Source organism: Porphyrobacter sp. CACIAM 03H1 (assembly GCF_002215495.1).
Taxonomy (GTDB): Bacteria; Pseudomonadota; Alphaproteobacteria; order Sphingomonadales; family Sphingomonadaceae; genus Erythrobacter.
Window position 1 is genome coordinate 895,549 of sequence record NZ_CP021378.1, and the last position, 14,524, is coordinate 910,072.

Sequence of the window (14,524 nt, forward strand, 5' to 3'; positions counted from 1 at the left end):
CATCTGGGGGTCAGACTCGCGGGTCTGCCGCGTAGTCTATGAGGAGAGAATGACGCTTTCAGGAAGTTGCGTCCAATCGATTAATGCGCGCTTTTTGATTGAGCGGGGCGATTAGTTCAGATCGTCATTGCGAGGAGCCGCAGCAATCCATCGCTTGCCGGTGCGACAAGCTCGCCGGCAGGCGGTGGATTGCTTCGCTACGCTCGCAATGACGAAAACAAGAAGGGCGGGCTCACCGTCGAGAGCCCGCCCTTCCGATCACATCTCGCGCAGGATTAAGCCGCCTGCGCGACCTGTTCGACCGGCTCGTTCCGGATCAGGAAGTCAAACGCCCCCAGACCCGCTTTCGCGCCTTCGCCCATCGCGACGACGATCTGCTTGTGCGGCACGGTGGTGCAGTCGCCCGCAGCGTAGATGCCGGGTATACTGGTCGCGCCGTGATCGTCGATGACGATCTCGCCGAATTTCGACAGCTCCAGACCGGTGTCGCGCAGCCATTCGGTGTTGGGGACGAGGCCGATCTGCACGAACACGCCTTCGAGCGCGATGCGGCGTTCGTCACCCTTGGCGCGGTTCTTCACCACGAGGCCGCTGACCTTGCCGTTTTCGCCGAGGATCTCGGTGGTTTGGCCGTTGGTGATGATCTCGACATTCGGCAGCGAGCGCAGCTTGCGCTGGAGCACTTCGTCGGCGCGCAGCCTGGTATCGAACTCGATCAGGGTGACGTGGCCGACGATCATGGCAAGGTCGATCGCCGCCTCGACGCCCGAGTTGCCGCCGCCGATGACCGCGATGTTCTTGCCCTTGAACAGCGGGCCGTCGCAGTGCGGGCAATAGGCCACGCCCTTGTTGCGATACTCCGCCTCGCCCGGCACGCCGAGGTTGCGCCAGCGCGCGCCGGTGGAGAGGATCAGCGAGCGCGCCTTGAGCGTCGCGCCATTGGCCATCACGACCTCGTGATAGCCGCCGACGTCCTTCGCGGCGCGCAGTTCGACCGCGCGGGCAAGGTCCATCAGGTCGATCTCGTACTCGCCGACGTGCTTCTTCAGGCTGTCGGTGAGCTTCGGGCCTTCGGTGTAGGGCGTGCCGGGGAGGTTCTCGATCCCGAGCGTGTCCATCAGCTGTCCGCCGAAGCGCTCAGCCGCGATGCCGGTGCGGAAACCCTTGCGCGCGGTGTAGACCGCCGCCGCCGCGCCCGCAGGGCCGCCGCCGATCACCAGCACCTCGAAGGGCGCCTTCTGGCTGAGCTTCTCGGCCTGCCTGGCATCGGCGTTGACGTCGAGCTTCGCGAGGATCTCGGCCAGCTCCATCTTGCCGTTGTAGAACGGCTCGCCGTTGAGGAAGGTCGCCGGCACCGCCATGATGTCGCGGCGCTCGACTTCCTCCTGGAAGGTGCCGCCCTCGATAAGGGTCGCGGTGATCCGCGGGTTCTCGAGCGCCATCAACGTCAGCGCCTGCACCACGTCAGGGCAGTTGTGGCAGGTCAGCGAGAAGAACATCTCGAAGTGGTAATCGCCCTCGAGCGCGCGGACCTGCTCGATCAGGTCGGCATCAACCTTGGGCGGGTGGCCGCCGGCCCACAGCAAGGCGAGCACCAGCGAGGTGAATTCGTGGCCCATAGGGAGGCCCGCAAAGCGCACCCACTTCTCCGCGTCCGAGGCGCGGCGGATGACGAAGCTTGGCTTGCGGGCGTCGGTCCCGTCGAAGCGCGCGCTCACGAGATCGTGCAGCGAGGCGATCTGTTCGATCAGCTGGCGCGTCTGGCGCGACTTCTCGCTGTCGTCCAGCGAGGCGACCAGTTCCACGCCTTCGCGAAGATTGCCGAGATAGGTCTTGAGCTGGGCCTGCATGGCGGCGTCGAGCATGGGTGTCCTCCGGGCGCGGATCATCGCGCGAGACGTATGTGTTCGGTGTGTCGGGCAACACGGGACCGGATGCCGCCGCCCCAAAAGGGGGGGAGGGGCGGGAAACATCCGGTCCCGGCTACGACCCGAGGGCTCCTTGAAAGGCTCTCGGGATTTGCGGCCGCGCGGGACCGAGGGGGGAGGGGAGAAGCCCCGCGCGTGCCGGTTCGCTTAGATCTTGCCGACGAGGTCGAGCGAGGGTGCGAGGGTGTCCGCGCCTTCTTCCCACGCCGCGGGGCAGACCTGACCGGGGTTGGCGCGCACGTACTGGGCGGCCTTGATCTTGCGGGTCAGCTCGTTGGCATTGCGGCCCACGCCCTCGCAGGTGATTTCCATGATCTGGATCACCCCGTCCGGATCGACCACGAAGGTCGCGCGGTCGGCAAGACCGGCGCCTTCACGCAGCACGCCGAAGTTGTTCGAGAGCAGGTGGTTCTGGTCGCCGAGGAACGGGAAGGTCAGCTTGCCGATCTTATCCGAGGTGTCGCTCCACGCCTTGTGGCTGAAGTGCGTGTCGGTCGAGACGGCGTAGACTTCGACGCCCATCGCCTGAAGGGTGGCGTACTTTTCGCCCATGTCCTCGAGTTCGGTCGGGCACACGAAGGTGAAGTCGGCCGGATAGAAGAAGAACACCGACCACTTGCCCGCGAGATCTGCGTCGGTGACGGTGAAGAAGTCCTTGCCCTTCTGGAAGGCAGTGGCGGTGAACGGCTTGATGGTCGAACCGATGATACCCATGGGAGTTTGTCCTTATGTTGGGTCTTGATGAAGAGGGGTCGTTTCCGACACTGCCCAGATAGGCCCTTTTGCGCTGCACAAAAGATCATTTGTGCGATTGCGAAAATCGGAAATTTCAATCGTGGCGGCGGGAACTGACGCGCTTATGGTAAACCGCCGCGTTAGTGGACGCGGGCAACGGTGGGACGACCGCAAAATCAGCTAAATAGCCATGAACTGCGCTGCTCGCGAGGCGAACCGAGTTTCGCAGCAGTTGGTGTGTAACGAAGTATCTTTCGCAAAGGATTTCTATCGGCGAAAATTGCGCTGGATCAAAATAACCTGAGACTGAACAGGCTCCTTGCGAGCCGTTTTGCCGGTGCACAATTTGCCAGCCTTGGGGCGGCGTGGCATGAACCCGCCCGGGCGTGGAAACGTGGCTTAGAAGAGCCAGAGAGGGTTGCATGTCGAAGGATTATGGCGAGCCCGGGGTCACACCCATCGGGTTCGACTTCGAGAATTCCGCGCTTTCCCAGAACGAGGCCGCCATGACCTTGTCACGCAAGGATGTGCTCGGCATCGTCCATTCGGCCTTCGATGAACTTGGCAATCAGACCGAACGGTTCATCGGGGTCAAGCGCGACGTACTCGGCGAAGTGAGCGAGGGGCGCCTCGCCCATGCGCTGCGCACTGCCATCGTAGGCGCGGGCAAGGCCTGCTGCAACTGCTGCTCCTGACCCGCCGCCCGCTCGCTTGCCTGTGGGGCCAGGCCTGCTAGCAGGCGCGTCATGCGGGTGCTTCTCACCGGATCGTCTGGCTGGCTCGGGCGCTTTCTCGCGCCGCTCCTGACCCGTGCGGGCCACGCGGTCACCGGGCTCGACATCGCGCCGGGAGCCCATACCGACACGATCGGGAGCGTCGCGGATGCAGGCCTCATCGAGCGCCTCTTCGCCGAACACCGCTTCGAGGCGGTGGTCCATGCGGGGGCGCTGCACAAGCCCGACATCGTCCGCTATCCCGCGCAGGCCTTCGTCGACGTCAATGTCACCGGCACGCTGCACCTGCTCGAGGCGGCAGTGCGGCACGGGGCGGATCGCTTCGTCTTCACCTCGACCACCTCGCTGATGATCACGCAGGCCATTCGCGACGAGGTGGCGAGCCAGGCGGTGTGGCTCGACGAGCGCACCGCCCCGCTCGCCCCGCGCAACATCTACGGCGTCACCAAGCGCGCCGCCGAGGAGCTGTGCCGCCTCACCCATGACCTCCACGGCCTGCCGGTGATCGCCCTGAGGGTCGCGCGCTTCTTCCCCGAGGATGACGATACCGACGCCGTGCCGGCGGGTGAGAACCTCAAGGCCAACGAGTTCCTGAACCGCCGCCTGACGGTGGAGGACTGCGCGGCTGCGCACCTCGCTGCGCTGGAGGCCGCACCGCGGCTCGGCTGGGGAGTCTATGTGGTGAGCGCGCCTCCGCCCTTCACCCGTGCGGACGCGGCGCGCCTGAAGGGCGACGCGGCCGGCATGATCGCCGAACGCTTCCCCGAAGCCCCCGCACTCTACGCCTCTCGCGGCTGGCAGCTGCCGCAGAGCATCGGGCGCGTCTATGATCCCTCGGCGATCGAACGCGACCTGGGCTTTCGCTGCCGGACGGACTTCGCGGCCGTGCTGAAGGCGCTGGAGGCGGGCGGACCGCTGCCCTTCGCGCATGATCCCGGCTACGTGCCACCGAAGGAAATGAACAGGTTAGCCGGAAAGTAACCCGCCGTGCGCTAGGCCCCTCCCGCTTCAGCCCGATGCAGGCGTGCATCGCGGCGGGGCGAAGCGGGATTGCAGACATGAACGAGATGCTGACCGGCGTCGACTGGATGAGCACGATCAAGCCGGACGGCGACGACTACGTCATGGCGCATATCGACTGGCTGAAGACCGCCAGCCCTGACGACTGGCACCGCGCGGCGCTCGATTTCAACTGGAGCAACCGGCTCGAGCCGCTGCTGTGGATCGTGATGCAGGACGAGTGCGACCTCGCCACCGCGCTCGACGTGTTCTGGCGCTGCGAGCCGGGCTGGGACCTTATGCTCATGGCGCGCGGCGAGCGCGTCCATCACCGCGACGAGATCGACATCATCGCCTGCATCGCGCAGCGCCTCCACGCCGGCACCTACACGCGCCGCCGGATCGCCTTCGATGCCGAGCCCGGCAGGATCGCCGATTACGAGGCGATGGAGCGGGACTGCGCCAAAATCGCCGATCCGCCGTTCCGCCCGCATCCCGACATGATCCGCAGCCTCCGCGGGCACGAGGTCACGAACGATCGTGCCTTCTATGCCCGCTATCCCGAGGTGTTCCACGGCACCGTGTGGGTCGATACGCCCGAATGGAACGGGACGACTCCCGACATGGTCGAGGCGCGCGATCAGATGCGCAACATCTTCTTCAACCTGTTCGGGATCGGGGTGCTGCTTGCGGCGATGGGCGCCTATCTCAACGATGTCGGGCAGTACTGGAAGATGATGGCAGGCTGCGCGGCGATGATCGCCTTCTGGTGCTGGTGGATCAACCAGGCGACCGCGACGGTGCGAGCCTATCTGCGCAGCGAGTTCCTCCCGGTCCCGCGGCGGCAGATGATGGTGATCTATGGCGGCCTTGTCGTGTTCGGGATCGCGTGGATGCAGGGCTATTTCGCGCTGTCGGACATGGCCGCCGCAGCCGAGGACATGAGCCTCGCGGCTCGCGCCGCAAGGCTGGGGGTGTTTGTCGGCTTGATTGCGCCCGTGTGGCTCGGCCTGCGCTGGGCGGCGCAGCACTACACCTATCGCCGGCTGTTCCGCCGATAGAGGCTGAGGAGCGCGGGGGCGGGTGCCTGTCGCGCTACGCTTGCGCTGCTTGAGCGCGCCCCTGTGACGCTACCGCTTCGCTACTTGAGCGCGTCCCTCTCGCGCTACCGCTTACGCTACTTGAGCACGGTGCAGCAGCTTGTGGTCGGCCAGCACCAGCGCCATCATCGCCTCGACCACCGGGGTGCCGCGGATGCCGACACACGGATCGTGGCGGCCCTTTGTGACGACTTCCACCGCCTCTCCGGCCGAATTGATCGATTCCACTGGCGTCAGGATCGAGGAGGTCGGCTTGAACGCCACCCGGCACACCACCGGCTGCCCGGTCGATATGCCGCCCGCCGTGCCGCCAGCGTGGTTGGCGAGGAATTCCGGCTTCCCGTCGGCGCCCGGGCGCATCGGGTCGGCGTTTTCCTCGCCGGTCAGCCGCGCGGCTTCGAACCCGTCGCCGATCTCGACGCCCTTGACCGCGTTGATGCTCATCATCGCGCTCGCAAGGTCGCTGTCGAGCTTGGCATAGATCGGCGCGCCCCAGCCTGCGGGGACGCCCGTGGCGACGCACTCGACGATCGCGCCCAGAGAGGATCCGGCCTTGCGCGCGGCATCGACCTTTTCTTCCCAGCGTTTCGCCGCCGCCGCATCGGGACAGAAGAACGGGTTCTTGGCAATTTCGGCAGCGTCGAAGTGCGCCATGTCGATCCGGTCGCCGCCGAGCTCGCAGACATAGGCGGTGATCGTCACCTCGGGGATGACGAGCCGCGCCACCGCGCCCGCCGCCACCCGCGCTGCCGTCTCGCGCGCGGACGAGCGCCCGCCGCCGCGATAATCGCGGATGCCGTATTTGGCGTCATAAGCGTAATCGGCATGGCCCGGCCGGTATTGCCGGGCGATCTCGGAATAGTCCTTCGATCGCTGGTCCGTGTTCTCGATCATCAGGCTGATCGGCGTGCCGGTGGTCTTCCCCTCGAACACCCCCGAGAGGATCCGCACCAGATCATCCTCGCGCCGCTGAGTGGTGAAGCGGCTGGTGCCCGGCTTGCGGGCATCGAGGAATGGCTGGATGAACTCCTCCGAGATCGCGAGCCCCGGCGGACAGCCGTCGACGACCGCGCCCAACGCAGGCCCGTGGCTTTCTCCCCAGGTGGTGAAGCGCAGCACGCGCCCGAAGGTATTCCAGCTCATGGGCGCGGTTCTTTACCCAAACTCCCGTTCGTGTCGAGCGTAGTCGAGACACCTTGATGAATGCCGCTCGACTACGCTCGAAGCGAACGGGGATTGTGCGGGCTTCGCTCTGGCCAAGCGTGCCCGATTGCGGCAGGAACAAACCATGATTGCAAAGCTCTCAGGCAGGCTCGATGCGACCGGCGAGGACTGGGCGGTCGTGGATGTCGGCGGGGTGGGCTACCTCGTCCACTGCTCCAGCCGCACGCTTGCAGCATTGGGAGAGGCGGGGGAGGCCTGCACCGTCCACACCGAATTGCAGGTGAGCGAGAACGACATGCGCCTCCTCGGGTTCGCCGAGCAGGCCGAGCGCGACTGGTTCCGGCTGCTGACGGGCGTGCAGGGCGTGGGGAGCAAGGTCGGTCTGGCGATCCTCTCTGCCCTATCGACCGGAGAGCTGCGCGACGCCTGCGGCAAGGGCGACGCGGCAATGGTCGCCCGCGCACAGGGCGTGGGACCGAAGCTTGCAGGCCGGATCGTCAACGAGTTGAAGGACAAGGCGGGCGGGATGCCGGGCGGCTCGGGCGGGTTCGCGGTGAGCGCGGTTTCTGCCCCTGCGGGCAGCAAGGGCGCGGATGCCGCGAGCGCGCTAGAGAATCTCGGCTTCAAGCCTGCGGTGGCTGCACAGGCCGTGGCGCGGGCGCTGGAGGAACTGGGCGAGGGTGCGACCGAAGGCGACCTGATCCGCGTGGCGCTGAAGAAGGCGGCGGGGTGATGGAAATCTTCTGGATCGAACCAACCGGACCGGACCTGCCGCAGGGTGCAGCCTTCGGCATGGGCGTTACCGCGCGCGACCTAGACGATGCCTTGGCTCTGCTTCGTGAAAGGCTCGGCCCGTGCGAGATCGGCTCGTCGAGCCGGATCCGGTCAATGGAGGAGGTCGAACAGAACCATGTGAGGCCAAACATGGGCAACTTCCTCGTCCGCGGCATCTGGTATCCGAACCACTCGGCTTGGTGAATGACTGACTCTACCCCCCTCCACTCCCCCACCCGCCAGCCCGGTGACCCTGACGCGGCCCTGCGCCCGCGACGCCTCGCCGAATTCGTCGGGCAGGAGGCGGCCAAGGGGAACCTCGCCGTTTTCATCGCCGCCGCGCGGGCAAGAGGCGAGGCGATGGACCATACCTTGTTCTTCGGCCCGCCCGGCCTCGGCAAGACCACGCTCGCGCAGATCATTGCGGGCGAGCTTGGCGTGGGCTTCCGCGCCACCAGCGGCCCGGTCATCGCCAAGGCGGGCGATCTCGCCGCGCTGCTCACCAATCTCGAGCCGCATGACGTGCTGTTCATCGACGAGATCCACCGCCTCTCGCCCGTGGTCGAGGAGGTGCTCTACCCTGCGATGGAGGACCGCGCGCTCGATCTCATCATCGGGGAGGGGCCCTCGGCGCGCTCGGTCAGGATCGACCTGCCGCCCTTCACCCTGATCGGCGCGACCACGCGGCAGGGGTTGCTGACCACGCCGCTGCGCGACCGCTTCGGCATTCCGGTAAGGCTCAACTTCTACACCCACGAGGAGCTGGAGCGGGTCGTGACCCGCGCGGCGGGGCTGATGGGCCTCGCCATCGCGCCCGACGGTGCGCACGAGATCGCCCGTCGCAGCCGCGGCACGCCGCGTGTGGCGGGGCGGCTCCTCAGACGCGTGCGCGACTTTGCCGATGTCGCCGGGAGCGCGACCGTCACCCGCGCGGTGGCGGACGAGGCGCTCACGCGGCTCGAGATCGACCGCCTCGGGCTCGACACGATGGACCGCCGCTACCTCTCGATGATCGCCACCACCTACAAGGGTGGGCCGGTCGGCATCGAGACCCTCGCCGCGGGCCTCGCCGAGCCGCGCGACACGATCGAGGAGGTGGTCGAACCCTACCTCATCCAGCTTGGACTGGTCGCCCGCACCGCACGCGGGCGGGTGCTCAACGATGCCGGCTGGGCGCATCTCGAACTGATTCCCCCGCGGGAATCGCCCGGCGGACAGGGCGGGCTGTTCGAGGACTGAGTCTGGCCCGTCCGCGTTAACCCTTCGGCTAACCGCCGCCCCCTTTTCGGTGCCAGTTCGGGACAGCGCGCCCGAAATCCCGCGAAATCGCGGCAATTCCGGCCATTTGAAGCGCCTGCACAGCGTTAACGCGATTGCCCCTGTCCGACTTCTCACATCAAAAGAAGGCTGGATTTGGGGGAGGTGCGATCTTCGCGCTCCGGCCCTCGCAGGCAACAGGGTAACGATAATGTCGCTCAAACTGGCCATCGCGAAGCTTTCCGCCGCTGCTGCGGGTGTCGCTCTGCTTCAGGGCGGCGCCGTGCGCATGGCGGAGCCGATGAACACCGACGCGCCGGACTATTCGACCAACATCGACGGCAAGCTGGTGAAGGTCGATCCGGTCACGGGGGCGCGCTACATCAAGGGTAACCCGCGTATCATCGAGGTGCCCGAGCAGCGTCGCCGGCGGATCGTCGAGCGCACCATCGAGTGCCAGCCGGTCGGCCCCGGGCCCGTCGGCGCGCCGAGCGTTCCGGCAGGCGCAGTCCAGGCCTATTTCAATCCCGAGGAATGCCCGCCGATCGCGCAGATCGCCTATATGCCCGCGCCGCTTCCCCCGCTCCCGCCGATCTCGGGCGGCGGCGGGCCGGGTGGCGGCTGGGGCGGCGGCTTCGGCGGCTTCGGCGGCGGCCTGGGCTTCGGCGGTGGCGGCTTCTTCGGCGGCTTCTTCGGCGGCGGCGGTTCGTCCTCAGGCGACGTCTCGGTGGTGAGCACCACCACCACCGGCGGCGGCACCAGCGGCACGACCTCGGGCGATTTCCCGCCGGCCCCGCCGACTTCGTCGGGCTTCCCTCCGGCGCCTCCGACCTCGTCAGGCTTCCCGCCGGCACCGCCCACCAGCAGCGGCACGACCAGCAGCGGCATCGTGATCGACATCCGGATCGACAATTCGACCTCGACGACCTCGTCCTCGGGCCAGATCACCTCGTCGACCGGGGCGGTGTCGACCTCGACGTCGACCGGTGCCGTGTCGACCAGCACCGGGGCGGTGTCGAGCACCAGCACCTCCGGCAATGTCTCGAGCAGTACCGGCGGGGTTTCCAGCTCGTCCGGTAACGTCTCCAGCTCCTTCGGAAACGTGTCGAGCTCGTCCGGCAACGTCAGTTCCTCGACCGGCGCCGTGACCAGTTCGGGCTCGTCGTCTTCGTCCTCCTCGAGTTCGTCGTCCTCCTCCTCGTCGTCTTCCTCCTCCTCGTCGGGCGGGAGCAGCGGCAAGCCGGGGGGCAGCTCGGGCGGTTCGGGCTCGTCCTCGTCTTCGTCGGGATCGTCGAGCAGCAGCTCGTCGTCCTCGTCTTCGTCCTCATCGGGCGGCAGCAGCGGCAAGCCGGGCGGCAGCTCGGGCGGTTCGGGCTCGTCCTCGTCTTCGTCGGGATCGTCGAGCAGCAGCTCGTCGTCTTCGTCTTCGTCCTCGTCGGGCGGCAGCAGCGGCAAGCCGGGCGGCAGCTCTTCCTCGGGTTCCTCGGGCGGTAGCTCATCGTCCTCGTCCTCCTCGTCGAGCAGCAGCTCCTCGTCTTCCTCGTCCTCGGGCGGTGCGACCAGCGGCGGCAGCACCTCGGGCGACATGACCAGCAGCACCAGCAGCTCCTCAAGCAGCAGCTCCTCGTCGAGCTCGAGCTCCTCGACCTCGACAGGTTCGAGCGGGTCTTCCGGCTCCAGCGGGTCCTCGGGATCGAGCTCCTCGAGCGGCAGCAGCTCGTCGTCGTCCTCGTCGAGCAGCAGCTCCTCCTCGACCTCGGGCGGTCACGATGTTCCCGCTCCGCCGATGACGATCCTGTTCGGCCTCGCGGCGGCGGCGATCCTGCGGCGCCGGCACATCACCGGCGCATAGAGGGCGGCGCGCGCCGCCCGCTCAGGCGGGGTTGATCAGCCGCCAGGGCTCCTGGCGGTACCAGCGCGTGATGATGTGCTTGATGCCGCGCTTGACCGGCATCCCGGCGTGCAGCGTCGCCATGTTCGGGTGCCCGTCGGGGGTCATGTTGTTCCACAGCATCAGCGTGCCGGTCTCCGGGCGGAAGCTGTGGCCGAGCTTGGGAAAATCGGTCTCCCCGCCCTCGCGCGGCTCGTCGAGCCAGATCATCGCTGTCCAAGTGCGCTGACCGCCTCGGCTGGCTTCCTGCTGCCAGTAGCCCTCGCCGACCGCGAAGAAATCGAAGTGGTGCTTGTACTGCTGCCCGGCCTGATAGCGTTGCCCCTGCATCACCTCGCCGTGGTTGTCGTCGATGCCCATCAGGTCCGAGATGTATTGCTCGCAGCTGCGCGTCAGCGGGTCGTTGCGGCCGAAATGGTGGGTGAAGCTGGTGCGGAAACCCTCGCGCTCGGTGCCGCGGTAGAGGGTCGAGGGCGCCGCTTGGTGGTTGATGACGCGCACGATCTCGCGGCAATCGCTGCGCTTGAGGAAGCCCCTCACGCGGAACACTTCGGCCCGGTCGGTGGCGATGCGCTCGACCGCGGGATGGCGGAGCAGACGTTCGCGCACGATGTGACCGAACCACGCGAGCTTGCGCGGGTCGGCCATCGGATCGAAGGCGGTGAGGGTCCCGGTCATCCCGCCGCATTAGCACGGCAGGGTTAACGCCCGGTCAGCGTTTGGCGACCGGCTGGCCCGCAGCCTCCCAGGCGAGGATGCCGCCCTCGAGGTGCGTCGCGGGCGCGCCTGTCGCCTCGGCCAGCTTTTCGGCGGCGATGGCCGAGCGGCGGCCGGAGCGGCAGTAGAACACCACCTCGCGCCCGTCATCCGTGGCGATCGTGGCGGGATCGAACCGGTCGAGCGCGATGTGTTCTGCGCCGGGGATGGTGCCCTCGGCCACTTCCTCGTCGGTGCGCACGTCGATCAGGCGGACATCGCCCGCCTTGATCCGTTGGGCGAGTTCCTCGGGCGAGAGCGACACGAGCGACGCCGGCGCGGGCAGCGGGGCTGCCGCATCGTCCGCCGTCGCCGCCATCGCCAGTTCGAAGCCGAGCGGCCCGGCCGGGGCATCGCCCTTCCTCCCCTCGCCGCTCTCACCCCCGCAGGCCGCCACCGCCAGCATCAGCGGCGCGAGCGGCAGGGGCGACATCAGAAAGGCGAAGTCGGTGCGGGTCATGCCTCTCCTTATGCCGCAAGCTTGCGCAGAACGTAATGGAGAATGCCGCCGTGGCGGTAATATTCCATCTCGTTTGCGGTATCGATGCGACACAGCGCGGTGAAGCTGAAGTGCGTTCCGTCTTCGCGGGTGACTTCGACGGTGACGTCCTGACCCGGGGTCAGGTCGGCGAGACCGCGGATCGAGAAGCTGTCGGTGGCTTTCAGGCCCAGTGTCTCGCGGGTGTCGCCTTCCTTGAACTGCAGCGGCAGCACGCCCATCCCGACGAGGTTCGAGCGGTGGATGCGCTCGAAGCTCTCGACGATCACCATGCGCACGCCGAGCAGGATCGTGCCCTTCGCCGCCCAGTCGCGCGAGGAACCGGTGCCGTATTCCTTGCCGCCGATGACGACGAGGGGCGTGCCGTCTTCCTTGTGCTTCATCGCCGCGTCGTAGATCGGCATGGTCTCGCCGCCATAGGTCGAGAAGCCGCCTTCGACACCCGGCACCATCTCGTTCTTGATGCGGATGTTGGCGAAGGTGCCGCGCATCATGACTTCGTGGTGGCCGCGGCGCGAGCCGTAGGAGTTGAAGTCCTTCTTGGTAACCTGATTGCTCATCAGGAACTTGCCCGCCGGGCTGTCTTCCTTGATCGAGCCGGCCGGCGAGATGTGGTCGGTGGTGACCGAATCGCCTAGGATCGCCAGCGGCTTGGCATCGACGATGTCGGTGACCGGCGCGGGCGTCATGGTCATGCCCTCGAAATAGGGCGGGTTGGCGACATAGGTCGACCCGGCGCGCCACTGGTAGGTGTCCGAGGGCTCGACGGTAATCGCCTGCCAGTGCTCGTCGCCATCATAGACGTTGGCGTAGCGCGATTCGAACATCGAGCGGTCGATGTTGGCGGCGCGGTGCTCCGCGATTTCGGCATTGGTGGGCCAGAGGTCGGCGAGCATCACCGGCGCGCCGTTCTGGTCGTGGCCGATCGGGGTGGTGGTGATGTCCTCGGTGACGGTGCCCTTCAGCGCATAGGCGACCACCAGCGGCGGCGAGGCGAGGAAGTTCGCGCGCACGTCGGGCGAGACGCGGCCCTCGAAGTTGCGGTTGCCCGACAGCACCGAGGCAGCGACGATGTCGTTGCCGTTGATCGCCGCCGAGATCGGCGCGGCGAGCGGGCCGGAGTTGCCGATGCAGGTGGTGCAGCCATAGCCGACGAGGTCGAAGCCGACCGCGTCGAGGTGCTCCTGCAGGCCCGACTTCACGAGGTAGTCGGTGACGACCTGCGAGCCCGGGGCGAGCGAGGTCTTGACCCACGGCTTGGGCTTGAGGCCCTTCTCGTTGGCCTTCTTGGCGACGAGGCCGGCGGCGATCAGGACGTCGGGGTTCGAGGTGTTGGTGCAGGAGGTGATCGCGGCGATCACCACGTCGCCGTCACCGATGTCGTGGTCCTTGCCCTCGACGCCGACGCGGGCGGGGGCTGCCTTGCCGTAGACCTTGGTGAGATCGGAGTTGAACAGGTCGTCGACCTCGGGGAGGATCACCTTGTCCTGCGGGCGCTTGGGGCCGGCGAGGCTGGGGACGACGGTCGCCATGTCGAGCGAGAGGGTCTTGGTGAAGACCGGCTCGTTGGCCGGATCGAACCACATGCCCTGTGCCTTGGCATAGGCCTCGACAAGCGCGATGGTTTCCTCGCTGCGGCCTGTGAGGCGCAGATAATCGAGGGTCTTGTCGTCGATGCCGAAGAAGCCGCAGGTCGCGCCGTATTCGGGAGCCATGTTGGCGATGGTGGCGCGGTCGGCGAGCGTCAGGTTGGCGACACCCGGGCCGTAGAACTCGACGAACCGCCCGACCACGCCGACATTGCGCAGCATCTGCACGCAGGTCAGCACGAGGTCGGTCGCGGTCACGCCTTCGGCCATCGCGCCTTCGAGGTAGAAGCCGACCACTTCGGGGATCAGCATCGAGACCGGCTGGCCGAGCATCGCGGCTTCCGCCTCGATCCCGCCGACGCCCCAGCCCAGCACGCCGAGGCCGTTGATCATGGTGGTGTGGCTATCGGTGCCGACGCAGGTGTCGGGATAGGCGACCATCACGCCGTCAGGGCCTTCCGAGGACCACACCGCGCGGGCGAGGTGCTCGAGGTTCACCTGGTGGCAGATGCCGGTGCCCGGGGGCACGGCGGTGAAGTTCTGGAAGCTCTTGGAGCCCCACTTGAGGAAGTCGTAGCGTTCCGCGTTGCGCTCGTATTCGAGCGCCATGTTGGCTTCCATCGCCTTGGGGTGGCCGAATTCGTCGACCATCACCGAGTGGTCGATCACAAGGTTGACCGGCACCAGCGGGTTGATCTTCGCGGTGTCGCCGCCGAGCTTCTTGATCGCGTCCCGCATCGCGGCAAGGTCGACCACGCAGGGCACACCGGTGAAGTCCTGGAGCAGCACGCGCGCCGGGCGGTACTGGATTTCCTCGCCGGTGACGGGGTTGTTCTGCCAGTCGACCAGCGCCTGGATGTGCGAGCGGTCGACCGTGAAGCCGCCGTCTTCGAAGCGCAGCAGGTTCTCGAGCAGCACCTTCATCGAGATCGGAAGGCGGGAGATGTCGCCCAGCTGCTCGGCGGCCTTGGCCAGCGAGTAATAGGCGTACTGCTTGCCGTTCACGTCAAGCATCTGGCGGGTGCCGAGCGAATCCTGGCCGATAGCGGTCATGAGAGGGTTTCCATCCTTCTGGTTGTCCCGCCCCCGATCCACCAA

14 protein-coding genes are annotated in these 14,524 nt (G+C 66.9%); 7 read left to right on the forward strand and 7 right to left on the reverse strand.

The window, feature by feature from the left end:
- Positions 1-275: 275 nt before the first annotated feature.
- Both ahpF and ahpC read right to left on the reverse strand, forming a co-directional pair.
- A complete protein-coding gene (gene ahpF / locus CBR61_RS04350) occupies positions 276-1,865 on the reverse strand; it encodes an alkyl hydroperoxide reductase subunit F (protein WP_088913254.1) in 1,590 nt (529 codons plus the stop codon).
- Positions 1,866-2,075: 210 nt separating this feature from the next.
- Complete coding sequence (ahpC, locus tag CBR61_RS04355; RefSeq protein ID WP_088913255.1) at positions 2,076-2,642, reverse strand: alkyl hydroperoxide reductase subunit C; 567 nt, start codon at positions 2,640-2,642, stop codon at positions 2,076-2,078.
- A gap of 443 nt (positions 2,643-3,085) precedes the next feature.
- Between ahpC and CBR61_RS04360 the strand changes: the two genes are divergently transcribed.
- The 3 genes from CBR61_RS04360 (at position 3,086) to CBR61_RS04370 (ending at position 5,457) form a co-directional block, all read left to right on the forward strand.
- Positions 3,086-3,358 carry a hypothetical protein gene (locus CBR61_RS04360; RefSeq protein ID WP_088913256.1) on the forward strand — a complete coding sequence of 91 codons (273 nt, stop codon included), beginning with the start codon at positions 3,086-3,088 and terminating at the stop codon, positions 3,356-3,358.
- A 51-nt stretch (positions 3,359-3,409) separates the two neighbouring features.
- The gene (locus CBR61_RS04365; RefSeq protein ID WP_088913257.1) at positions 3,410-4,378 is read left to right on the forward strand and encodes an NAD-dependent epimerase/dehydratase family protein; all 969 of its coding nucleotides are present in this window, start codon (positions 3,410-3,412) and stop codon (positions 4,376-4,378) included.
- 77 nt (positions 4,379-4,455) lie between these two features.
- The gene (locus CBR61_RS04370; protein ID WP_157696491.1) at positions 4,456-5,457 is read left to right on the forward strand and encodes a DUF4274 domain-containing protein; all 1,002 of its coding nucleotides are present in this window, start codon (positions 4,456-4,458) and stop codon (positions 5,455-5,457) included.
- A 111-nt stretch (positions 5,458-5,568) separates the two neighbouring features.
- Here CBR61_RS04370 and aroC read toward each other — a convergent pair whose 3' ends face one another.
- Complete coding sequence (gene aroC / locus CBR61_RS04375; protein WP_088913259.1) at positions 5,569-6,639, reverse strand: chorismate synthase; 1,071 nt, start codon at positions 6,637-6,639, stop codon at positions 5,569-5,571.
- A 145-nt stretch (positions 6,640-6,784) separates the two neighbouring features.
- Between aroC and ruvA the strand changes: the two genes are divergently transcribed.
- Genes ruvA through ruvB form a run of 3 tightly spaced genes read left to right on the forward strand, consistent with a single transcriptional unit; the run spans position 6,785 to position 8,673 of the window.
- Entirely contained in the window at positions 6,785-7,393 is a 609-nt protein-coding gene (ruvA, locus tag CBR61_RS04380) for a Holliday junction branch migration protein RuvA (RefSeq protein WP_088913260.1), read from the forward strand.
- Positions 7,393-7,638, forward strand: coding sequence for a hypothetical protein (locus CBR61_RS04385; protein ID WP_088913261.1), 246 nt, complete (start codon positions 7,393-7,395; stop codon positions 7,636-7,638). The genes ruvA and CBR61_RS04385 overlap by 1 nt, the downstream gene beginning before the upstream one ends.
- Positions 7,639-8,673, forward strand: coding sequence for a Holliday junction branch migration DNA helicase RuvB (gene ruvB, locus CBR61_RS04390; RefSeq protein ID WP_088913262.1), 1,035 nt, complete (start codon positions 7,639-7,641; stop codon positions 8,671-8,673). It begins immediately after the preceding gene.
- 576 nt (positions 8,674-9,249) lie between these two features.
- Here the strand turns inward: ruvB and CBR61_RS04395 are convergent.
- Positions 9,250-10,290, reverse strand: a complete 1,041-nt coding sequence (locus tag CBR61_RS04395; RefSeq protein ID WP_088913263.1) for a hypothetical protein — start codon at positions 10,288-10,290, stop codon at positions 9,250-9,252.
- Between CBR61_RS04395 and CBR61_RS16730 the strand changes: the two genes are divergently transcribed.
- A complete protein-coding gene (locus CBR61_RS16730) occupies positions 10,277-10,543 on the forward strand; it encodes a PEP-CTERM sorting domain-containing protein (protein ID WP_157696492.1) in 267 nt (88 codons plus the stop codon). The genes CBR61_RS04395 and CBR61_RS16730 overlap by 14 nt on opposite strands.
- Positions 10,544-10,564: 21 nt before the next feature.
- Here CBR61_RS16730 and CBR61_RS04400 read toward each other — a convergent pair whose 3' ends face one another.
- The 3 genes from CBR61_RS04400 to acnA are packed head-to-tail and all read right to left on the reverse strand — an operon-like array spanning position 10,565 to position 14,479.
- Entirely contained in the window at positions 10,565-11,260 is a 696-nt protein-coding gene (locus CBR61_RS04400; RefSeq protein WP_088913264.1) for a 2OG-Fe(II) oxygenase, read from the reverse strand.
- 34 nt (positions 11,261-11,294) lie between these two features.
- Complete coding sequence (locus CBR61_RS04405) at positions 11,295-11,798, reverse strand: rhodanese-like domain-containing protein (protein ID WP_233996852.1); 504 nt, start codon at positions 11,796-11,798, stop codon at positions 11,295-11,297.
- 8 nt (positions 11,799-11,806) lie between these two features.
- Positions 11,807-14,479 (reverse strand): aconitate hydratase AcnA, encoded by a 2,673-nt coding sequence (gene acnA / locus CBR61_RS04410; RefSeq protein WP_088913265.1) that lies wholly within the window; start codon positions 14,477-14,479, stop codon positions 11,807-11,809.
- Positions 14,480-14,524 lie beyond the last annotated feature (45 nt).

Excerpts from the sequence above, each read along its gene's own strand:
- ahpF (WP_088913254.1), bottom strand. The coding sequence starts at position 1,865 with ATGCTCGACGCCGCCATGCAGGCCCAGCTCAAGACCTATCTCGGCAAT.
- ahpC (WP_088913255.1), bottom strand. The coding sequence starts at position 2,642 with ATGGGTATCATCGGTTCGACCATCAAGCCGTTCACCGCCACTGCCTTC.
- CBR61_RS04360 (WP_088913256.1), top strand. The coding sequence starts at position 3,086 with ATGTCGAAGGATTATGGCGAGCCCGGGGTCACACCCATCGGGTTCGAC.
- CBR61_RS04365 (WP_088913257.1), top strand. The coding sequence starts at position 3,410 with ATGCGGGTGCTTCTCACCGGATCGTCTGGCTGGCTCGGGCGCTTTCTC.
- CBR61_RS04370 (WP_157696491.1), top strand. The coding sequence starts at position 4,456 with ATGAACGAGATGCTGACCGGCGTCGACTGGATGAGCACGATCAAGCCG.
- aroC (WP_088913259.1), bottom strand. The coding sequence starts at position 6,639 with ATGAGCTGGAATACCTTCGGGCGCGTGCTGCGCTTCACCACCTGGGGA.
- ruvA (WP_088913260.1), top strand. The coding sequence starts at position 6,785 with ATGATTGCAAAGCTCTCAGGCAGGCTCGATGCGACCGGCGAGGACTGG.
- CBR61_RS04385 (WP_088913261.1), top strand. The coding sequence starts at position 7,393 with ATGGAAATCTTCTGGATCGAACCAACCGGACCGGACCTGCCGCAGGGT.
- ruvB (WP_088913262.1), top strand. The coding sequence starts at position 7,639 with ATGACTGACTCTACCCCCCTCCACTCCCCCACCCGCCAGCCCGGTGAC.
- CBR61_RS16730 (WP_157696492.1), top strand. The coding sequence starts at position 10,277 with ATGACCAGCAGCACCAGCAGCTCCTCAAGCAGCAGCTCCTCGTCGAGC.
- CBR61_RS04400 (WP_088913264.1), bottom strand. The coding sequence starts at position 11,260 with ATGACCGGGACCCTCACCGCCTTCGATCCGATGGCCGACCCGCGCAAG.
- CBR61_RS04405 (WP_233996852.1), bottom strand. The coding sequence starts at position 11,798 with ATGACCCGCACCGACTTCGCCTTTCTGATGTCGCCCCTGCCGCTCGCG.
- acnA (WP_088913265.1), bottom strand. The coding sequence starts at position 14,479 with ATGACCGCTATCGGCCAGGATTCGCTCGGCACCCGCCAGATGCTTGAC.